This is a genomic window from Salmonella bongori NCTC 12419 (assembly GCF_000252995.1).
Lineage (GTDB): Bacteria > Pseudomonadota > Gammaproteobacteria > Enterobacterales > Enterobacteriaceae > Salmonella > Salmonella bongori.
The window spans coordinates 2,088,629-2,108,722 of sequence record NC_015761.1; the positions used below are offsets into that span (position 1 = coordinate 2,088,629).

18 protein-coding genes are annotated in these 20,094 nt (G+C 52.8%); 1 reads left to right on the forward strand and 17 read right to left on the reverse strand.

The genetic code is table 11. The features are described from left to right. Nucleotides 1–89: 89 nt before the first annotated feature. The 14 genes from cpsB to wza form a co-directional block, all read right to left on the reverse strand. Nucleotides 90–1,532, reverse strand: a complete 1,443-nt coding sequence (gene cpsB, locus SBG_RS09900) for a mannose-1-phosphate guanyltransferase (RefSeq protein WP_000606040.1) — start codon at nt 1,530–1,532, stop codon at nt 90–92. After that, nucleotides 1,529–2,752, reverse strand: coding sequence for a colanic acid biosynthesis fucosyltransferase WcaI (gene wcaI / locus SBG_RS09905; protein WP_000699773.1), 1,224 nt, complete (start codon nt 2,750–2,752; stop codon nt 1,529–1,531). Before wcaI ends, cpsB begins: the two co-directional genes overlap by 4 nt. After that, on the reverse strand, nt 2,749–3,222 hold the full coding sequence (locus SBG_RS09910) for a GDP-mannose mannosyl hydrolase (protein ID WP_024135062.1): 474 nt from the start codon (nt 3,220–3,222) through the stop codon (nt 2,749–2,751). Before SBG_RS09910 ends, wcaI begins: the two co-directional genes overlap by 4 nt. 2 nt (nt 3,223–3,224) lie before the next feature. After that, nucleotides 3,225–4,190, reverse strand: a complete 966-nt coding sequence (gene fcl / locus SBG_RS09915; RefSeq protein ID WP_000744694.1) for a GDP-L-fucose synthase — start codon at nt 4,188–4,190, stop codon at nt 3,225–3,227. A gap of 2 nt (nt 4,191–4,192) precedes the next feature. Continuing rightward, on the reverse strand, nt 4,193–5,314 hold the full coding sequence (gene gmd, locus SBG_RS09920; protein ID WP_000048168.1) for a GDP-mannose 4,6-dehydratase: 1,122 nt from the start codon (nt 5,312–5,314) through the stop codon (nt 4,193–4,195). Between the two features lie 23 nt (nt 5,315–5,337). After that, on the reverse strand, nt 5,338–5,892 hold the full coding sequence (gene wcaF / locus SBG_RS09925; RefSeq protein ID WP_001153606.1) for a colanic acid biosynthesis acetyltransferase WcaF: 555 nt from the start codon (nt 5,890–5,892) through the stop codon (nt 5,338–5,340). 15 nt (nt 5,893–5,907) lie between these two features. Next, the gene (gene wcaE, locus SBG_RS09930) at nt 5,908–6,654 is read right to left on the reverse strand and encodes a colanic acid biosynthesis glycosyltransferase WcaE (protein WP_000480140.1); all 747 of its coding nucleotides are present in this window, start codon (nt 6,652–6,654) and stop codon (nt 5,908–5,910) included. A gap of 12 nt (nt 6,655–6,666) precedes the next feature. Further along, the gene (gene wcaD, locus SBG_RS09935; RefSeq protein ID WP_000091404.1) at nt 6,667–7,881 is read right to left on the reverse strand and encodes a colanic acid polymerase WcaD; all 1,215 of its coding nucleotides are present in this window, start codon (nt 7,879–7,881) and stop codon (nt 6,667–6,669) included. Then, nucleotides 7,856–9,073, reverse strand: a complete 1,218-nt coding sequence (gene wcaC, locus SBG_RS09940) for a colanic acid biosynthesis glycosyltransferase WcaC (RefSeq protein ID WP_001023834.1) — start codon at nt 9,071–9,073, stop codon at nt 7,856–7,858. Before wcaC ends, wcaD begins: the two co-directional genes overlap by 26 nt. Next, the gene (gene wcaB / locus SBG_RS09945) at nt 9,070–9,558 is read right to left on the reverse strand and encodes a colanic acid biosynthesis acetyltransferase WcaB (protein ID WP_015702925.1); all 489 of its coding nucleotides are present in this window, start codon (nt 9,556–9,558) and stop codon (nt 9,070–9,072) included. The genes wcaC and wcaB overlap by 4 nt, the downstream gene beginning before the upstream one ends. Nucleotides 9,559–9,560: 2 nt before the next feature. Next, a complete protein-coding gene (wcaA, locus tag SBG_RS09950; RefSeq protein WP_000205689.1) occupies nt 9,561–10,403 on the reverse strand; it encodes a colanic acid biosynthesis glycosyltransferase WcaA in 843 nt (280 codons plus the stop codon). A gap of 90 nt (nt 10,404–10,493) precedes the next feature. Then, nucleotides 10,494–12,650, reverse strand: coding sequence for a tyrosine-protein kinase Wzc (gene wzc, locus SBG_RS09955; RefSeq protein ID WP_000137241.1), 2,157 nt, complete (start codon nt 12,648–12,650; stop codon nt 10,494–10,496). After that, complete coding sequence (gene wzb / locus SBG_RS09960; RefSeq protein ID WP_000482222.1) at nt 12,647–13,096, reverse strand: low molecular weight protein-tyrosine-phosphatase Wzb; 450 nt, start codon at nt 13,094–13,096, stop codon at nt 12,647–12,649. The genes wzc and wzb overlap by 4 nt, the downstream gene beginning before the upstream one ends. A 5-nt stretch (nt 13,097–13,101) precedes the next feature. Continuing rightward, nucleotides 13,102–14,241 (reverse strand): polysaccharide export protein Wza, encoded by a 1,140-nt coding sequence (gene wza / locus SBG_RS09965; RefSeq protein WP_000978072.1) that lies wholly within the window; start codon nt 14,239–14,241, stop codon nt 13,102–13,104. A gap of 663 nt (nt 14,242–14,904) precedes the next feature. On the opposite strand from wza, the gene SBG_RS09970 reads away from it, so the two are divergent. After that, entirely contained in the window at nt 14,905–16,485 is a 1,581-nt protein-coding gene (locus SBG_RS09970; RefSeq protein ID WP_000454727.1) for a TerC family protein, read from the forward strand. A gap of 87 nt (nt 16,486–16,572) precedes the next feature. Here SBG_RS09970 and asmA read toward each other — a convergent pair whose 3' ends face one another. The 3 genes from asmA to udk form a co-directional block, all read right to left on the reverse strand. Then, the gene (gene asmA / locus SBG_RS09975) at nt 16,573–18,429 is read right to left on the reverse strand and encodes an outer membrane assembly protein AsmA (protein WP_001252276.1); all 1,857 of its coding nucleotides are present in this window, start codon (nt 18,427–18,429) and stop codon (nt 16,573–16,575) included. A gap of 38 nt (nt 18,430–18,467) precedes the next feature. Next, nucleotides 18,468–19,049, reverse strand: coding sequence for a dCTP deaminase (gene dcd / locus SBG_RS09980; protein WP_001234781.1), 582 nt, complete (start codon nt 19,047–19,049; stop codon nt 18,468–18,470). A gap of 90 nt (nt 19,050–19,139) precedes the next feature. Further along, complete coding sequence (udk, locus tag SBG_RS09985; RefSeq protein WP_000132082.1) at nt 19,140–19,781, reverse strand: uridine kinase; 642 nt, start codon at nt 19,779–19,781, stop codon at nt 19,140–19,142. Nucleotides 19,782–20,094 lie beyond the last annotated feature (313 nt).

The following is a 20,094-nucleotide window of genomic DNA, read 5'->3' on the forward strand; positions in this document are numbered from 1 at the left end:
ACAGTCGGCCCTGACCGTAAATGGCCAAAATCGTTATTGTTGTTAATTGCCGGATGGCGCGGTGCGCTTACCAGGCACCATTTAAGGCGTCAGACCCGCCCGTACCGGTCCTCGAACCGCACCACGTCGTCCTCTTCGAGATACGAGCCGGAACGCACTTCAATTAAATCGAGCGGTATTTTTCCCGGATTTTCCAGGCAGTGGGTCGCCCCCAGCGGAATATAAATGGACTCGTTTTCACCCAGCAGTTTCACCTCGCCGTTAATGGTGACTCTGGCAGTACCCGCCACCACCACCCAGTGCTCGGCGCGGTGATGGTGCATCTGCACCGACAGCCCTTCCCCCGGCTTGACCGTAATGCGCTTCACCTGATAGCGCTCGCCCGCGTCGATGGAGTCGTATTTGCCCCACGGACGGTAAACCTCGCGGTGCATATGGTGCTCATGGCGTCCGTCAGCCTTGATCTTCTCCACCACCTTTTTTACGTCCTGCACCGCGTGACGATCGGCAATCAACACGGCGTCTTTGGTTTGCACCACCACCAGATCCTTCACGCCGACGGTGGTCACCAGGCCGGATTCGGCGTAAACGTAGCTGTTTTCCGTTTTATGGCTAATGACGTCGCCGTGGTGGACGTTTCCCTCCGGGGTGTGGGCGCTGATTTCCCACAGCGAGGACCACGAGCCGACATCGCTCCAGCCCGCGTCCATCGGCATCACCACTGCGTCCGCCGTCCGCTCCATCACCGCGTAGTCAATGGACTCTTCCGGGCAGGCAAGGAAGGCGTCTTCATCCACACGGATGAAGTCGAGATCCGGATCGACGCCGCGCATCGCCTGTTCGCAGGCGGCCAGAATATCGGGCCGGAACTTTTTCAGCTCTTCCAGATAGCGTCCGGCGCGGAACAGAAACATGCCGCTGTTCCAGTAGTAATCGCCGCTGGCGACGTAGGCCTGGGCGGTTTCCAGACCGGGTTTTTCAACGAACTGCGCCACCTCAAAAGCCACCGCATCTACCGCGCCCGGCACCACATCACCGCGCCGGATATAGCCATAGCCGGTTTCTGGCAGATCCGGCACGATACCGAAGGTCACCAGTTTGCCCGCGTCGGCATAGGGTATCGCACCGCGTACCGCATCGCGAAACGCCTCTTCATTGGCGATCGCATGATCTGCCGCCAGTACCAGCATCAGCGGATCGCCGTCCGTATGCTGGCGTGCCGCTGCCAGCGCCGCCAGCGCAATCGCCGGGGCGGTGTTGCGTCCGGCGGGCTCAAGGATAATGTTCTCCGTCAACTTATTAAGCTGACGGAGCTGTTCGGCGACAATAAAGCGGTGCTGTTCATTGCAGATCACGACCGGGCTTTCACACTCCACACCGTTCAGACGGCAAATGGTGGTTTGCAGCATGGTAAGATCGCCCTTCAGGCACAGAAACTGTTTTGGATAAAGCACGCGAGAAAGCGGCCACAACCGGCTACCGGAGCCTCCGGCCATGACAACCGGATATAATTTTGTCTGACTCATTATCATCCCCGAATATCTGCAATAAATTGGCTCAGCACATTCTCTTTATTGAGCGTGCGTTCGGCGTATTCACGTGCCGCCGCGTTGTTTTTCGGCATGGCGAGCGCCCGGGTAATACCGGCCACCAGCGCGTCGACCGACTCCGGTTCCACGCAAACGGCAATATCCGGATAGCGCGTACAAAGTTGTCCTAACTCCGTGTTCGGTTCAGCGGTAATGACCGCGTTGCCGCCAACGGCCAGAATGTTAGTCAGCTTGGAGGGCAGTACCGCGTCCGCCGCACCACGCTTTTGCACCACCAGATGGCAGTCGCCCATTTTCAGCAGTGCAGGTAGGTCGTCGTAAGGCTGAAGCGGGAAAAATTTAATATTTGGCAGGCCACGTTCGCGTGCCATATTTTCCAGACGCGACTTACCGCCCCCCTGACCGACGATTGCAAACATCAATGGTCGATCGCGCAGTTGTTCCGCGGCGTCAACCACCTTTTCCAGCCCCTGCTTTTCGCCGATGTTGCCGGAATAGAGGACGATGTTTTTATCTTCGGGCAAGCCGAGTCGCTGTCGCAAAGCCGCCACATCCGCATCACTAACCTTCTGAAAACGCGCCACCTCTGACCAGTTTGGGAAAAAGAGAATTTTTTCCGCTGCCACGCCCTTTTCCCGCGCTTTATTTATCATGGAGCGAGAGATAGTCGAGACGTTATCAACATGATGTAGTGCGCTGCGTTCAAAGGCCGCCGCTAATCGCGCGACATTGCCGCGCTTGCCTTTTCCCGCCATCCCTAAGCCGAGCATGGCATCCACTTCGTAATCCTGAATATGGAGTACAGTACGCGCGCCGGAGAGTTTCGCCAGCAGACGCATTCCTGGCGTGCAAAAGAGCGTCGGCACGACGCCGATAATCCGATCCGGCTTCCAGCGACGCTGGGCCATCAGCGGGAAAAAACTGCTCAGTGCAAAGCTACCCAGATGAAGCAGTCGTTTTAAGGTGGAGGGTTGTTTCGGCACATACAGCGGGCAGCGCCAGACGGTAACCTCGCCCGCTTCCCGACGATACCGCCAGGCGGAATAGCGCTCGCCAATCTTCCATTGAGGGTAGTACGGCGGGGCGGTAATCACCCGCACCTCATGGCCTTCCCGCGCCATCCACTCCACCATTTCGCCGGTGTATTTGCCGATGCCCGTCAGTTCTGGCGAATAGTTAATGCCATAGACCAGGATCTTCATAATCCCACCGCCTGAGCATCAGGAAGAAAGTAGGCCCGACTGTTATCATGAATATTGTCGCCTGCCAGAAGCTGTGCCGGCGTCAGCCAGCGGTAACTGCCATGCTGGGCGTCAGGCAGGTGTAAATCGCTCTCCGCCACGCGCAGACGAAAGCCGAGCACGATATAGTGAGTTGAGAAATCCTCACCGGAAAAGTTGTCGTCATAGAAGTGCTGCCAGACACCATAAAACGTCCCTGCCGCCAGCGGCAGACGCACGCCCAGTTCCGCCTGCGTCAGGCGTGCAAAGGCGGCCTCCAGCGTTTCGTCTTTGCATACCCTCCCCCCCGGCACAAACCAGTAGCCCTGCGCCGGACGGTTAAGACGCTGGCCCAGCAGAATTTCTCCCTGCCCGTTTTCCACGATGAAATCGAGGGAGATAAGAGGCGTGGAACGTACCACGGCGGCAAAATCTTCCTGACGTAAAAACATTGTCACCCCCGGAACCGCTGCTGATTCTCAAGGAACCACTGGTAGGTGCTGGCCAGACCCGCTTCCAGCGACATTTCGTGATACCAGCCAAGCTGGTGCAGGCGCGTGACGTCAAGCAATTTACGCGGCGTGCCGTCCGGCTTCGCGGCATCAAACACCACCCGGCCCTGGTAACCCACCACCTTTGCGATGGTCTGCGCCAGCTCGCGGATGGTGCAGTCCACGCCGGTGCCGACGTTAATATGCGACAGCATCGGGTCGGTGTTCTCCTGCCACACTTCCCGCGCCAGCTCCATCACGTGGATGCTGGCCGCCGCCATATCGTCAACGTGCAGAAATTCGCGCATTGGCGTCCCGCTGCCCCACACCACCACGTCCGGCGCATTATGCTGCGCGGCCTCATGGAAGCGGCGCAGCAGCGCCGGGATCACGTGTGAATTGTCCGGATGAAAATTGTCATGCGGGCCGTACAGGTTGGTCGGCATCACCGAACGGTAGTCGCGACCATACTGACGGTTGTAGGACTCGCACAGTTTAATTCCGGCGATTTTGGCGATGGCATACGGCTCATTGGTTGGCTCCAGCGTCCCCTGCAGCAGTTCGCTTTCCGCTATCGGCTGCCTCGCCAGTTTCGGATAGATGCAGGATGAACCGAGAAACAGCAGTTTATTCACGTTGTGCTGGTGTGCAGCATGAATGATGTTGCTCTCAATCATCATGTTCTGATAAATAAAATCCGCCGGATACGTGTTGTTAGCGACAATGCCGCCCACTTTCGCTGCCGCCAGATAGACCTGGTCAATACACGTATTCGCAAAAAATGCCTCTACCGCGCGCCCGTCAAGCAAATCCAGCTCATCGCGGGTACGCAGCACCAGCTCCACGTCGCCGCGCTGCGCAAGCTGCCGTACAATGGCGGAGCCCACCATCCCGCGATGGCCCGCCACAAAAATTCGTTGTTTTTTCATTCTCAGGACTCCAGCGCGATGGCTACCTCATAACCATGTGACTTCAGCAGTGAGTGTTTTTTCGCAGCCTCCAGATCGTTCGCCACCATCTCTGACACCATTTCTGACAGAGTGATTTCCGGTTTCCAGCCCAGTTTCTCATGCGCTTTGGACGGGTCGCCCAGCAGGGTCTCCACTTCAGCCGGACGGAAATAGCGCGGATCAACGGCCACAATCACATCCCCCGGTTTTACGCCCGGCGCATCGTGGCCGGTCACGGATACCACGATCCCTTTTTCATCAATGCCTTCGCCTTCAAAGCGCAGTTTGATCCCCAGCTGCGCCGCCGCCATTTCCACAAACTGGCGTACGGAGTACTGCACACCGGTGGCAATGACGAAATCTTCCGGCTGCTCCTGCTGTAACATCATCCACTGCATCCGCACGTAATCCTTCGCATGGCCCCAGTCGCGCAGCGAGTCCATGTTGCCGAGATACAGGCAGGACTCCAGCCCCTGGGCAATATTGGCAATGGCGCGGGTAATTTTACGGGTGACGAAGGTTTCGCCGCGGCGCGGGGATTCATGGTTAAACAGAATGCCGTTACAGGCATAAATACCATAGGATTCACGGTAGTTGACGGTTATCCAGTAGGCGTACAGTTTTGCCACCGCATAGGGGGAACGCGGGTAGAACGGCGTGGTCTCTTTCTGTGGGATCTCCTGCACCAGACCGTACAGTTCAGAGGTGGAGGCCTGGTAGAAACGGGTTTTCTTTTCAAGCCCGAGGAAACGGATCGCCTCCAGCAGGCGCAGCGTGCCCATCGCATCCACATCGGCGGTATATTCCGGCGACTCAAACGAAACTGCCACGTGGCTCATCGCCCCCAGGTTGTAGACCTCATCCGGCTGTACTTCCTGTAAAATGCGGGTCAGGTTGGAGGAGTCAGTCAGGTCGCCATAGTGCAGATGAAATTTCGGGTTGCTGCTGTGAGGGTCCTGATAGATATGATCCACGCGCTCGGTATTAAACGATGATGCGCGGCGCTTGATACCGTGTACCTCATACCCTTTTTCCAGCAGAAATTCTGCCAGGTAAGAACCATCCTGTCCGGTTACGCCAGTAATAAGAGCGACTTTTGACATTTTCATTTCCTCAAATAGTCCCGTTAGGGAGTAACTTTCTGAACGCGCTGGCGCGTTACCACTGCGGGATTGCCCCGACAAATCACATTTGCCGGTAATGATTTAAATACGCTGCTGCGCGCACCAACGACGGTGCCATGACCTATCGTCACACCGGGCGCGACGAAAACATCGGTCGCCAGCCAACATTTTTCGCCAATAACAATCGGCGCGGCGTTAATATCGAAATGGGCGCTGGTATAATCATGGCTACCGGTACATAAATAACTTTTTTGTGAAATAACCGTATGCGCGCCAATGTTAATTTCACCCAACGTATATAACACGGCGTCGTCGCCTACCCAGGCATAATCGCCAACGGTTAATTTCCACGGGTAAGTAATTTTCACTGACGGCCTGATAACCACATCTTTTCCAATTCTGGCGCCAAACAGACGCAGTAAAAAGGCTCGCCAGCGATACATTATTTGCGGCGACCCGGCGAATAATGTCGCCTGTACCGCCCACCATAATTGTACTTTTAGTGCATTAGCGCCGCGGAACCCTTTCGGCACCGTAAAGCCGCTAAGATCCTGCATAATAACTCCTGATGATTAGACTTTGTTATACCGCGCTTTTGTTTTCCCCGTCGTTTTCAGACGCACTAAATAAGATAATTGTGCCCAAAATCCCGGTACACGTAATATTTTCCGCTGTACATTTCTTGCATCCCGGCATAATTCCAGGTTATTCGAGGTTGACACGCCACCCATCGAAAATTCAGATACCAGCCCTTTAATTCGCCGGAAAGGATACCCTGCTTTATAGAGACGCGCCGCCAGCGCATAATCAGAAGAAACATGATATTGCAGATCATAGGGATGCTGTTTTAACCCTGCCGTTGGGAAAAATATCGCCTGATGACTGGCTGGCAAACTATGGTAGATATAACAGCCAGGCTTAGCCTTCCGGCATATTTTATGCCCGCCGCCAAAATCCAGCAGTGCATCGCCAATATACATCGCCTCGCTCTTTTGCCGCGCCAGTTGGCGAACAAACAGCGCGGCATCATCGTGAAAAACATCGCCAGAATTAAGGAACAACGTATAGCGCCCCTGCGCCAACGCAATGCCTTTGTTCATGGCATCATAAATACCGCGATCTTTTTCACTGACAAAACGCAGGTTAAACTCACCGTTACGTTTTTGTAGAAATTCGCGCGTGCCGTCCTCCGAACCGCCATCGACAACGATCCATTCAAAAGACAGACCAGGATCGCGCGCCAGATTACGCAGCGAGCGCCAGGTTTTTACTACCCCTTCGTAATTGCGGAAGGCGACAGTAACGACGCTTAAAAACATACAACCACCCCGTTATGAAATTTTTAACGCCTTGCGCAAAATGAACGGACAAACGATTAAAAAAGCATATTCCGGACTAAATATTGAACCGGTAAAAAATAGCGATACCGGCGTAAAAAGATAGAGCTGCACCCGAAAATTGCGATTATCGCCAAACGCATTTAGCGCCATTTTTAAAACTTTCCCCGTATACCACAGCGCCATTAACACAGCGAACCAGGAAAAATAAATAATTAGCAGATACAATCCATTGTCTATGGTTTTTCCGACATCCGCACCGTTAAAGATTCCGAATGATGCAACATATTCATAAAGTGAGCCAAATCTGACTACACCATCAATATGGGTCAAAGAATATCCAACCATGACTAATGGCCCTACAATACGATAATAAGACGATGAACCTTCCGTCCCTAAATCGCCAAGACGTGTCGCGATATAAGGAAACGCAATAATTATCCCAACCAAAAACAGGGTTAATGAGACCAGCGCCAGCGGCAGTTTTTTCTTTATCGCATCCTTATTCAAATATTGGAACGCCCATTCCAGCAGGTAAAACAGGATAAAGGTCATTACCCCTGAAAATGATCCTGATAATATTATCCCTGCCAGAATCATAGCATCGCTTTTCGGTGTTTTGATACCAAACTGTTTGATGCTAAGCCAAATTGAGATTAGTGCCAAAGCGAAAAATGCCGGTTCGAAATAAAGTGCAGTAGTACGTTTGCCGCCAAATTTAATGAAATTCAGGACATAGCTATTACTGTAAATAAGATATTTCGAAATTCCTTCCATCATACTGCTGCCGCCAGTGAGGATAATTTGCGCCATCTCAACCGCGGCCAGCGCTACCACCGTAGCCACCACCAGATAAAAAAAGCGTAATATCTTCCTGTGATTATGTGCGGAAATAGTTTTAAAGCGAATACTCCAGACCATCCCGATGATGACCACAATATAGACAAACAGCATCGTGGACGTGACATATTTACCAGCATTGAGCGACTGGCCGAACAAGAAGTTAAACGCCGTGAGTCCCGCGCCGACGCCTAACGCAATCATCAATTTTTTTACGCTGATGCGCTCCACAAACAGCAGTAACAACAGCGGTAAAAAAGTGACGATGGTAATAGGAAAGCTTTCCCCGAGCTGGGCAATTTTAACGTTGACCAGTAAATAAATCAGCGGCAGCAGCAGGTAGCTACAGATTCTGATAGAACGAGACATACTCCTCCAGCATCTGTTGGCCGCTGTACGCAGCGCGACTACGGGCGCGAAAGGCATCCAGCGTTGCGCCGAATACCGCCTGAGCGATTTCTGGCTTACTCTGCTGAACCAGGCGCAGTACATCTGTAGCAGCAAAGGTTTGACCGCCGGATTTCGCCAGCACCTCCTGCGCCGCCTCGCTGTGGGTGGCGAGCACCGGTACGCCGATGGAGAGCGCTTCACACAAAATCAGCGGATAGTTATCGACCCGCGAACTAAAAACCAGCGCATCCATTTCATTGAGGGCACTCATTAATTTACGTTTATCGGTTTCAAAACCGTGATTAACGACGTTTTCCCCGCTAAAAGGCGAAAATTTACCGAAGGTATGCAGTTCAATTTTTTCACCCAGCGCCATGATGTCGCGTACCAGCCGCTGATCGGTTTTACCGTCGTAACGTAAATCATGCGCCACAATGGCAATTCGCGGTTTGCCCGGATTCTGCGGCACAGGAGATAGCTGCGCGAGAATCGCCTCGGTCGCCAGATCGATACCGTTGTTAATAATCTGGCAGCGCCCTGCGCCATAAACGCTGTTAAAGGCCTCAGCCACGTGCTGGCTCGGCGAAATAAACTGGCAGCCCAGCCGCAGCATGTCCCGAAAGCGCTGACGTTTGTCGTCAATAAGCTGATGCGCCCGATCCACCTTCACCGGTGGGTAATTACTTAGTGTCGGGCATTTTTGACAGCCGCGTTTCCAGCCGTCGCAACCGTCGGTAAAGGCGCAGCGCCCGGTGACGCTCCAGTGATCATGCAACGTCCAGACCAGCGTGACGTCTGGTTTTTGCGCTTTGATTTTTTCGCAAAACGCCACGATATCCGCCAGGTTCAGCCAGTAACTGTGCAGAACATGAAAATGTAGCACCAGCGGGCCGGATGTCCGGATAACCGTGCGGTAAAGGTTATCAAGATTGCCAAACAGATCGCGGTTAACAAAACGAAACAGCGCGATGTTGGCGATGGCCGTGAGGCGCGGCGTCTGTTTTATCACCTGCGGATAGTGGTGATGGCTGACGCTTTTTTTTCCACCCTTGCCATAGCCATAGACAAAACGCGATGTCAGCCCTTTTTGCAGTGCCCGCAGATGAAGATCCAGCGCTACACCTGCCGCGCCGCCTTCCGCCAGGCGGACATTAAATTGCAGAATATTCATGTGCTGACCTTCACCCGTGCTTTTTCTCCTGTCACTAACGCATGGTCCGGAATACTGTCCAGCACCACGCTGCCGGCGCCAATCGTAACGTGATTGCCGATAGTAATGTCGCCAAGCAGGATGACATTCGCCCCCAGCTCGACGCCGTTGCCAATCACCGGACACGCCAGGCTGTCCGCGCCGCGATTACCAATGGTGACGCCGTGGCGGATGGTAAAATCGTCGCCTGCCACCACATGTTTGTTGATCACCACAGCGTAACCATGATGGATAGTGAACCGCCGGCCAATGGTTGCCGCCGCCTGGATTTCATACCCGAACAGGCATTCCGTAATCACGCGGTACAGCACCAGTACTGGCGCGGCCCACAGATTATTCAGCACATTCTTTTTGCGCCAGACGGAACAAAAATGAGCAATACGATAGGCCAGCACCATGCAACAGGGCCGTAAACTCCAGCTATTCGCGCGCAAGTCGTCCAGCATCATTATCGCCCTCGCAGTCCAGCCGCCAGGCGTTTACTATTACGTACGGAAAGTAACGTCAGTAACGTGCGCCAGGTCATTCGCTTATTGCGAATTTGGTACAACGTAAAAAGCTGGTATTTTTTGCTGGCGCGATCGAATTTATCTTTGTGCTTGCGATAAAAGTGAAAATAGCCGGAAAACTTTTTCGGCGAAGAGGTAATCTGCATCTCGCCATGGTTGATATGTAAAATTTGCGTCGCCTCTTCAACTTTCCACGGTTCGCCATACTCCACCACCATGCGCAGGAAGATGTCGTAATCCTGCGCCGCCTTGAGTTCGGTATCGAACAAACATGTTTTAAAACGCCAGGCCCAGGTAAAAACCTGATTGCCGATAATATTGCGCTTGTAGAACAGGCGCCGCGAATAAGGCGATTTCGGGTACAGCGGCAGGCTGGCGGGCTGAGAGTAGACCTCACCTTCGCACACATAGTCGTTGGCATACAAAAAGGCGTGCGTGGTGAGCTGATGCTTATGGGCCAGAAATACGCTCAGGCGGTTCGGCGTCCACTCATCATCATCATCAATACCGGTAATATAGTGCCCTTGTGCCTGTACAATAGCCTGATTGCGCACCGCGCAAGCACCGGTATTACTCTCATTGTGGGTATAGTGAACCCGTGGGTCGTTTAGCCCTTCGACAAACTGCTGTAGCTGTTCATATGCACTGGAGCAGTCATCGACGATAATCATTTCCCAGTGCGCATAATCCTGGCGCAGGACGGATTTAATCGCCCGAATTGCAAGCTGCTGCCTGTTCCAGGTAGGCATATAAATTGAGATTAATGGGTTGTCTGTTGTCATACTGGTTCCCCGGATAAATTTGCCAGATGGCCACGACGCGGCTTATCCGGCCTACTTTCGCAGGCCACGCCATCCGGCACATTGCATTTTTTATTTGGAATCTGACTGGTATTCGTACTCGTAGTAGCCGTAATCCTGATACCCGGCCGCCCGACGGAAAATGGAGTTAAGGATCACGCCTTTTACCTGAATGCCATTCTGTTCAAAACGACTCAGACTGGTTTCCACCTCTTTTAAGGTGTTGACGGCATAACGCGCCACCATGAGCGTTGTCCCTGCGTGACGGCCAGCAATTGCGGCATCGGTCACGGCCAGAATTGGCGGCGTGTCGATTAATACCAGATCATAGCGGCGGCTTGCCCATGCGATCAGCTCGCCGAAGCGCTCACTCATCAGCAGTTCCGAGGGATTAGGGGGCACCTGACCGCGTGGAATAAGATCAAAATTAGCGATTGCCGTAGGTTTTGCGCAGGAGGTTATCTCGCCTTTGCCGGCCAGAATGTCGGATAAGCCATCCACGTTATTCGTGCCGAGCAGTTCGTGGGTGTAACCTTTACGCATATCACAGTCGATCAGCAGTACCCTTTTATGCGTCTGGCTGATGACCGCCGCCAGGTTGGCGCAAACAAAAGTTTTACCGATAGAGGGGCTAACCCCTGTAAGCATCAGCACATTATTTTGCGCCTGCATCATGGCGAAGTGCAGACTGGTGCGCAGGCTGCGAATCGCCTCAATCGCCAGATCGGTCGGATTGCCCACCGCCAGCAGTTGGCTCTGCTTATAGCGCTTAATTCCTTTAATGGTTTTGACGCTATCGCGCGCTTTTTGCCATTCCGACAGCGGAATACTGGCATAGACACTGATCCCGTGCTCTTCCAGCGCCTGCGGACTTTCGATACCGCGATTAAACAGCGAGCGCAGCAGCACGCCGACAATCGATAACATTAATCCCAGAATAATGCTGCCGAGAATAATCAACGCCTTTTTCGGCTTCAGCACGCCCGGCTGGGTAATCGCCGGGTCAACGATGCGCACATCGCCAACGGTGCTGGCTTCGGTGATTTTCAGCTCCTGCTGTTTATTAAGCAGTTGCATATAGACCTGCTGGCCGGACTCCACATCGCGGGTCAAACGCACAATCTCCTGCTGGGTTTTCGGCATCGCCGTCACCCGCCCGTTCAGTTTGGCTTTTTCATCTTCCAGCGCTTTACGTTTTTCCAGCAGGGTGCGGTAAGCCGGATGCGCTTTGGTAAAGAGCTTGGAAATTTCCGCCTCTTTAAAGGTTAACTCATTCAACTGAGCGTCAATATTCACCATGGAGTCGAGTACTGCCTTCGCCTCCAGCGGCAAATCTACGGAGTCTTTATCCTGGCGGAACGCATTGAGTTTGTTTTCTGCGACATCCAGACGACTGCGGACTTCCGGCAACTGTTTTGCCAGAAAAGCCAGGCTTTTCCCTGCCTCTTCAGATTTACGCGCAATATCCTGTTCCAGATAATTACGGGTAATACTGTTGAGAATATCGCGGATCTGGTCGCGATCCTCCCCGGTGAACGTCAGACTCAGTACCCCGGTATCTTTTCCGGTTTCCGTCACGGTGAGGTTATTTTGCAGGTTATTGATCATGCCAAGCGTTGAGAACTTACTTACCGTAAATTGCGTCTCAGGACGGGCGTCAATCGCCTCTACCCGCATCGTTACGCCGCCTTTATTCAGTAACTGTCCGACGTTGCCCTGCGCGTTAAATCCACCGTCGCTGACCAGTTGGTAACGCTTATCGTTTAGCACCTTAAGAGTGAAGATCTGCCCGTTCATCGTCTCTGGCCGGGTAAATGTCGTGACCTTCACCGTTTCGTTCTGGCGCCCCATCAGACGTTCCCACCCGGCGCCGAACAGAGGAAAAGTGTTTTTGGTCACGGCAATATCCAGATCAAGATCGTCAACCGTCTTTCCCAGCACCAGACGCGATCGGATCAACTGAATTTCCGCATCGGAAGCCGGCGGCTTATTCGCTAATGCGCTATTGATATCCTGTACCAGCGAATTACCGGTATTTTGCTCAATCTGAACCAGCGCATCGGCGCTATAAATCGGCGTGGCGAAAAGGGTATAAATTAGCGCGCACAATGCAAACAGGGCCGTCGTCCCTAATACCCACCAGCGCGCTTCAACCACCGTTCCTACCAGACGCCCGATATCGATTTCATCGCTACCCGCCGTCGCAGATTGTTTTACTTTTTCTGTCATGGTTTTCCCTGCTCTGCATTCAGTGCCTGCGCCCACTGGCGGGCAGACCTTTCAAGTAATGTGTACACCGCTTCAAACGCATCGCGACTTTTGCGGTACGGGTCCGGTATTTCACGCTCGCCGTCCCAGTGACCAAACAGCATTACCTTGCCGCGCATCTCCGGCGCGATTTCGCACAGGGCGGCGATGTGGCGTTTCTCCATTGTCAGAATCAGGTCATATTCCCGGCACATGCGCGCAGATATTTGCCTCGCGCAGTGGTTTTCTAAAGACAGATCGTGGGCGCTCGCCACACTCGCCGCCGCAGGATCGGCCCCCTTACCAACCAGCGCGCCTAACCCGGCGGAAGCGACCGTCAGCGAAGGATGAAAGCGCTGCAGTAAACACTCCGCCGTCGGGGAACGGCAAATATTTCCCACACAGACCACTAAAATTTTGTTAAACATGACAATTACCAGGTATGAATGTCGCTGGCCGTATCCGTCATATAACGGACACCGCTAATGGTCGGCAGCAACTGATTGATCAGACGGTTCCAGCGAGCAACCGGCGCGGTCGTGACATACACCACATCGTAAGGCTGAAGGCGGAATTCCGTCGCCATCACCAGCGAGGTGGCATCGGACATATCAAGCTGGTAGATATTGGCGATCTTGCCGCTGCGTCCCCCCTCCCCTTTCAACGGACGAATGACAAAGATGCCGCTGGCGTTGGAGGTGGTCAGATCGATGCCTTCCGCGTTACCTAATGCTTCGGTAAGCGTCATGCCGCTGAAGTCCATTTTGAGGGTGCTCTGTTTTTTCACTTCCCCCATCACAAAGACTTTCAGATCGTCATTGCGCGGTACATACAGAATGTCGCCGGGGTAGAGCAGGCGGTTCTGGCTAAGATCGCCATTCTGCATCAGCGCCTGCAGGGAAATGCGCTGCTCTTTGCCATTGTGCGTGAGTACCACGTTGCGCCAGTCCGCCGTGTCGGTCAGACCACCCGCGGCGTTAATCGCATCCAGGACCGTGAGCGGCACATTGGTAATCGCCTGCTGGCCAGATTTATTCACCTGTCCGGAGATATACGCTTTTTGCGAGCGGAAAGCGGCGATATTAACGTCCACCTGCGGGTCAGCGATGTACTGCGCTAAACGGCCGGTAATGTCGCTGCGAATTTCCGCCAGAGTTTTACCCACCACCCTAACCTTGCCGATGTAGGGATAAAACATGGTGCCGTCCGGCTGCACCCAGTTGCCAGTATCGCTTGAACTACGGTACTGGCCTGCTGGTGTAGTGAGTTCAGGGTGATCCCAGACGGTGACATTGAGCACATCGCCAGGCCCGACACGATACTCATAGCTGGCGATCTCCTGATCCAGTGACATATTCGGCTGCGCGACATTGGGCCGCGGGCGTAATTGCTCCACCAGGCGAGGCGTCAGCGGGTACACATTAACCATCCGGTCGAGATCAAAATCAGCGTCTTGCTGTTTGATCACATCTTTCCCCATCGTAGACATATTGCTGCCCGGAAGTACTGTGCAACCACTTATCAAGCTGAGCGACGCCAATAATGGCATCAATTTCATTTTGGATTTCATCATTGATTATTTATCACTTTGGCAGAGTCATTATCCCGTTTAATTTAAATAGCAGCTTCGTCCGTGGACATTTACCTTGCAGCTAATAAAAAAGAAAATTAACTGGCATCATTCTGAAAAAAAATCAATTCATCCGCAGGCTATTGACAGAATAATAACGGCTTCTCTTCAGGCTTCCAGGCACGCTACCGCCCCTGGCTTTTAGCTACCAATGCACTGATTATTTTAAATTTTCTTCGATTGCAGTTTCGTTCAGATAAAAATCTTCTGCAAAAATAGAGGTAACGAATTAATATTTTTCATGACGTCATAACAGCATATTTATGAGCCCAGTCTTAATCCTGCAAGAATTGTTGCAGCTAACCTAATGGCAGGCAAGGTAACAAATCCTCCATTTTATATTTTTAAGATTAGTATTAAATGGATTAACATAACATTTTAGGATTTTATTGATGTTGACAATATATATTCATTCCGTTTACCTGCGATATTTCCTAAATATATTCTTTATTCCATTTAGTTTCCGACAGAAATATTAAGGCTATTTAAAATTTCTTTATGCCTTTGCCAGTAAGATAAATTGCGTTGCGGCATTGCATTTTTCCGCTGCATTATCCATGATCGAATTGTGACAATTGTCATATTACAGAAGGTATTGCTCTTACTATGGAATGGATTGCCGATCCGTCAATCTGGGCCGGACTGGTGACGTTAATCGTTATCGAACTTGTTCTCGGCATTGATAACCTGGTCTTTATTGCCATCCTCGCCGAAAAACTGCCGCCGGGTCAGCGCGACCGCGCGCGCGTTACCGGCCTGCTACTGGCGATGATCATGCGCCTGCTGTTGCTGGCGTCAATCTCGTGGCTGGTCACCTTGACGAAGCCGCTCTTTAGCATACAAGGGCTGAGCTTCAGCGCCCGCGATCTCATTATGCTGTTCGGTGGCTTCTTCCTGCTGTTTAAAGCCACCATGGAGCTCAACGAACGGCTGGAAGGGAAAGATAGCGCCAACCCTACCCAACGTAAGGGAGCTAAATTCTGGGCGGTGGTCGCGCAAATCGTGGTACTGGACGCTATTTTCTCGCTGGATTCCGTAATTACTGCTGTAGGGATGGTCGATCATCTGGCGGTTATGATGGCGGCGGTGATTATCGCCATTAGCCTGATGCTGCTCGCCAGTAAGTCCCTTACCCGGTTTGTGAACAACCATCCGACGATTGTCATTCTGTGTCTGAGCTTCCTGCTCATGATCGGCTTTAGTCTGGTAGCAGAAGGGTTTGGCTTCCATATTCCGAAAGGCTATCTGTACGCGGCTATCGGCTTCTCGGTGATGATCGAGGCGCTCAATCAGCTGGCAATCTTTAACCGCCGCCGCTTCCTTTCGGCTAACCATACGCTGCGCCAACGCACAACAGAAGCCGTGATGCGCCTGATTAGCGGTAAAAAAGAGGATGCCGAACTGGATGCGGAAACTGCTGCGATGCTGGCGGACCATGACGATAGCCAGATTTTTAATCCGCAGGAGCGCAGGATGATTGAGCGGGTGCTGAATCTCAACCAGCGCACCGTGAGTAGCATCATGACGTCGCGTCATGATATTGAACATATCGACCTCAACGCCCCGGAGGCGGAAGTCCGCGCTTTGCTGGAAAAGAATCAGCATACGCGTCTGGTAGTGACCGGCGAAAACGAACAGGAAGATTTGCTCGGCGTCGTTCATGTCATCGATTTATTGCAGCAGTCCCTGCGCGGCGAACCGCTCAACCTGCGGGCGCTGATTCGCCAGCCGTTGGTGTTCCCTGAAACGTTACCGCTGCTGCCCGCGCTGGAGCAATTTCGTAACGCCAGAACCCATTTTGCCTTTGTTGTGGATGAGTTTGGCTCGGTGGAAGGAATTGTAACACTCAGCGATGTGATGGAGACTATCGCCGGTAATCTGCCAAATGAAGTGGAAGAAATTGACGCCCGCCATGACATTCAGAAGAATCAGGACGGCTCCTGGACGGCAAACGGTCATATGCCGCTGGAGGATCTGGTGCAGTACGTACCGCTACCGCTGGATGACAAGCGGGAATACCATACGATTGCCGGATTATTAATGGAGTATTTACAGCGGATACCGAAAACTGGCGAAGAGGTTCAGGTGGGCGACTATTTGCTGAAAACATTGCAGGTGGAAAGTCATCGGGTGCAGAAAGTGCAGGTCATTCCGCTGCCTCACGATGATGCTGAATACGATGGTTAACGCCGGGCGCGACTTCCCCGGTCTGCTTGTCAGGCAGGCCGGATAAGACGCGCCAGCGTCGCTATCCGGCCCCCTTTTAGCCAAAAACTACAGCTTATCCAGCAATTTTTTTACATCTTTACCGTTACGGGTATCTTTATTGCGATCTGCCCAGTCATTAAGTCGTCGTTTCGCCTCATCCTGCAAATGTTTACGCAATAACTGGTCCACCTGCAGGGTGTAATTCAACGCCTGCCACTTGCCATAGACCCGTAGCGGTACCGGCGTCTCTTGCAGGAACGTAATCAGATTACTATCGCCGCTCCAGCCGTCCAGCACCCGGAGATTAAATTCGGTATCACAGCTCTGCTCAACCAGATTCAGCGTCCCGCTGCCGGTTAACGCCAGCATTGAAGATTGCCCACGCATGTCGTCGAGCGTCAATGTGCCCTTATTCAGCGTCAGATCGGTCATGAAACGGTCCAGTTGGGTCGCATTATCCATATTCTCCTGCGACTGCTGCGCGTCGCCGCCGCTTCGCACTACGGCTTGCTGCACCAGTTGCTGAAAATTCATTCCTTCGAGTCGCGTATTGCTCATGTCAACATGCGCTTTTCCCTTCCAACTATGGCGAAACGCCAGTGCGTCAATATCTGCCCCGGAAAAATCGCCAACCAGCGACATCTTGCCGGTCAGGCTAATCGGATAATTAAACGCTTTCAGGATAGTGCCGATCTCAACCTGGCTGAGACGAGGATGGAACACTACGCGCGGGCTGGTGGTGCGGGCATCCAGCGTACCGGGCAGCGACAGTTGCCCGTCGGCCAGCTTACCCTGCAACTCGGTGATATCCAGCAACCCGGCCTGGTTAGACATTTTCGCTGAGACCTGGGTAAAGTCCATTCCCCGCCAGCGCACGGAATCCGCCTGTAAAGCAATCGCCGCCGTAAAGCTTTGCAGCCCCTGATAAGGCGGCGCATCAACACGCGAGGCGATAACTGGCCTTGTCAGGGGAAGTGCATTTTGTCCCTGCGACGCCGCGCCGTTTGTCTGCGCCACAGTGTTATGATGCGGTAAAAGCGTATCCAGATTGAGCTTGCCGGACTGCAGAGTAATTTGCCATTCAGGCCGCTCCGACAGCGTCACCTGAACGTGTCCGCTCAGGGAACTGTCATTCGCGGTTAAATTTAACTGATTAAATGAAAGCCGTTTTTGCGCTTCCTGCCACTGCGCCTGGAATTGCCCCTGGCCCTCAATCCCCTGCGCTGGCAGGTCTGCGCCCTGCAGTTGCCAGCGCAGTTGCTCAATACCGGCCGTTAACTTATGTGGATAATCAGAAGCATCTACCGTTCCGCTGAACGATAATGAAAGATCCCGCTGGTCGCGGTTTACGCGTCCCGAAAAATCAAACGTTCCACGATGCTCGGCGTCCTGTTCCATATTCAGATGAATATCGCGTACCGTGACCTGTTCATCATTTTCATGCTGGAAAACCAGCACGCTGTCGGCAACGCGCAGGCTCCGGATATCGAACGACCAGCCGCGATCTTCCGCGACATCCGGCAACGTATTGTCTTGCGGCGCAACCGGCGCATCATCACGGCGTACCGCTTCCGTTTGCGGCGTCAGTTGAATCACCCCCCCTTTCAGCATAACCTGCTTAACATGAAGCTGATGACTCAATAGCGGCCACAACGCAACGTCCAGGCGCATATTGTCAGCCCGCACCAGCGGCTCGCTGGCACCCTGCGCCGTTAGCGTCATCCGCCCGGAAAGGATGCTCAACTGCGGCCAGACATGCCAACGCAACGGCCCGTCCAGTTGCAGCTGGTATCCGCTACGCGCAGCAACCTGCTGCACCATATAAGCGCGGAAATCATTCGGATTAACCAACAATACCAACGCGGAAAATCCGGCCACCAGAACGACCAGGAGAATCATCAGCGTCGTCAGAAATCGTCTCATGCTACCCTCAATGGACCGGCAGTGTTGCGCCGAATGGCTCAGTCTTTATCAATCCGGCTGGCAACGGCGCCCTGCTGATCGCGATATTTGGCATCCTGACGGCGGTTATAAGGCCGTGCCGCCGGGCCAGACAGCGGCTCAAAGCTCAGCGCGCCAATAAGCATCCCCGGACGCAACGCCAGCGGCAGTTTTCCGGAGTTGTAAAACTCAAGCACAATACAGCCAGACCAGCCTGGATCGATACGATGCGCAGTCACATGCACCATTAGCCCCAGACGCGCCAGAGAAGAACGGCCATCCAGCCATCCTACTAAATCCGCAGGCAGGGTAACGGATTCATACGTCACGGCCAGTGCCAGTTCGCCCGGATGAAGATAAAATGCCTCGCCGTCCGGTAGAACGATTTCATCGCTCATTACGCGATCCAGCGCCGCGCTCACCTCATCTTTTGGCCCGCTTAGATCGATAAACGCCGCCGTGTGACCACGGAAGGTACGAAATTTATTGCCAAGACGTACATCGACCGTCGCGCCGTTAATGCGCTCCACGGGAGGTCGCGGGTTGATAGACAAACGGCCTTCATCCAGCCAGGCTTCAATATCTCGGTCGCATAAACGCATGGCACTTTCTCCTTTCGCGCATCCAGCCCTAAAATCAAGCACATCAAGGGCAAACCAGGTTATCACTGAACGGTACACAATTCGCCAGATTTATTCAAAGAACTGGCTGATTTTCGCTTTCAGAATATCAATAGCGATGCGGTTTTTACCGCCGCGCGGCACGATAATATCCGCATATTGTTTGGAAGGCTCAATAAATTGCAGGAACATAGGACGCACCGTCTTCTGGTATTGTGCCATCACTGAATCCATTGAGCGGCCCCGCTCGTTCACATCGCGTTTAATGCGGCGCATTAAACAGATATCCAGCGGCGTATCGACAAAAATAGAGAAGTTCATCTCTTCACGCAAACGCGCATCGGTCAATAACAGAATGCCTTCAAGAATAATCACTTTTTTCGGTTCTACACGAACCGTTTCCTGCATACGGGTATGCTCAACATAACTGTATACCGGTAATTCGATCGCCGAACCGCGCTTGAGCGCCTGAAGATGCTGAAACAGCAGGCTGTGATCCATCGCGTTCGGATGGTCATAGTTAGTTTTTACGCGTTCTTCCATCGACAGATGGCTTTGATCTTTGTAATAACTGTCTTCGGGAATAACGCCAATATGTTCGTCACCCACTTGTTCACGCAATTCGCGGTAAAGGGTACTGGCAATAAGACTCTTGCCGGAAGCCGATGCGCCAGCGATACCGATAATGACGCACTGATGAGACTGATCAGTCATAAATTTAGCGACCTGATTAACCTGGATGTTTAGGAAGGGCGGCGCCGAAACGCCAAACGCGGCAATTATAGGGATTTCAACGGCGCGATACCAGCCCGGCGCTATGCCACGATAAATTTGCGTCAATGAATTCGGCATCACGCATTAAAAGCGTTCAGTTTTAAAGCAGACAGCAGCATTATAGATCCGCACAAAGGATGACTACGTCGGGAACTGCAATTTATATACAGCCAGCATATAAATCATCGCCCGTTTATACTAGCATTATCACAGATTAAACTGACGCGTCCGGTCTTCCGCGACGTTACCGGCG

What these genes read in the sequence shown, in the direction of transcription:
- cpsB (WP_000606040.1), bottom strand. Translation starts at nt 1,532, where the DNA reads ATGATAATGAGTCAGACAAAATTATATCCGGTTGTCATGGCCGGAGGC.
- wcaI (WP_000699773.1), bottom strand. Translation starts at nt 2,752, where the DNA reads ATGAAGATCCTGGTCTATGGCATTAACTATTCGCCAGAACTGACGGGC.
- SBG_RS09910 (WP_024135062.1), bottom strand. Translation starts at nt 3,222, where the DNA reads ATGTTTTTACGTCAGGAAGATTTTGCCGCCGTGGTACGTTCCACGCCT.
- fcl (WP_000744694.1), bottom strand. Translation starts at nt 4,190, where the DNA reads ATGAAAAAACAACGAATTTTTGTGGCGGGCCATCGCGGGATGGTGGGC.
- gmd (WP_000048168.1), bottom strand. Translation starts at nt 5,314, where the DNA reads ATGTCAAAAGTCGCTCTTATTACTGGCGTAACCGGACAGGATGGTTCT.
- wcaF (WP_001153606.1), bottom strand. Translation starts at nt 5,892, where the DNA reads ATGCAGGATCTTAGCGGCTTTACGGTGCCGAAAGGGTTCCGCGGCGCT.
- wcaE (WP_000480140.1), bottom strand. Translation starts at nt 6,654, where the DNA reads ATGTTTTTAAGCGTCGTTACTGTCGCCTTCCGCAATTACGAAGGGGTA.
- wcaD (WP_000091404.1), bottom strand. Translation starts at nt 7,881, where the DNA reads ATGTCTCGTTCTATCAGAATCTGTAGCTACCTGCTGCTGCCGCTGATT.
- wcaC (WP_001023834.1), bottom strand. Translation starts at nt 9,073, where the DNA reads ATGAATATTCTGCAATTTAATGTCCGCCTGGCGGAAGGCGGCGCGGCA.
- wcaB (WP_015702925.1), bottom strand. Translation starts at nt 9,558, where the DNA reads ATGCTGGACGACTTGCGCGCGAATAGCTGGAGTTTACGGCCCTGTTGC.
- wcaA (WP_000205689.1), bottom strand. Translation starts at nt 10,403, where the DNA reads ATGACAACAGACAACCCATTAATCTCAATTTATATGCCTACCTGGAAC.
- wzc (WP_000137241.1), bottom strand. Translation starts at nt 12,650, where the DNA reads ATGACAGAAAAAGTAAAACAATCTGCGACGGCGGGTAGCGATGAAATC.
- wzb (WP_000482222.1), bottom strand. Translation starts at nt 13,096, where the DNA reads ATGTTTAACAAAATTTTAGTGGTCTGTGTGGGAAATATTTGCCGTTCC.
- wza (WP_000978072.1), bottom strand. Translation starts at nt 14,241, where the DNA reads ATGATGAAATCCAAAATGAAATTGATGCCATTATTGGCGTCGCTCAGC.
- SBG_RS09970 (WP_000454727.1), top strand. Translation starts at nt 14,905, where the DNA reads ATGGAATGGATTGCCGATCCGTCAATCTGGGCCGGACTGGTGACGTTA.
- asmA (WP_001252276.1), bottom strand. Translation starts at nt 18,429, where the DNA reads ATGAGACGATTTCTGACGACGCTGATGATTCTCCTGGTCGTTCTGGTG.
- dcd (WP_001234781.1), bottom strand. Translation starts at nt 19,049, where the DNA reads ATGCGTTTATGCGACCGAGATATTGAAGCCTGGCTGGATGAAGGCCGT.
- udk (WP_000132082.1), bottom strand. Translation starts at nt 19,781, where the DNA reads ATGACTGATCAGTCTCATCAGTGCGTCATTATCGGTATCGCTGGCGCA.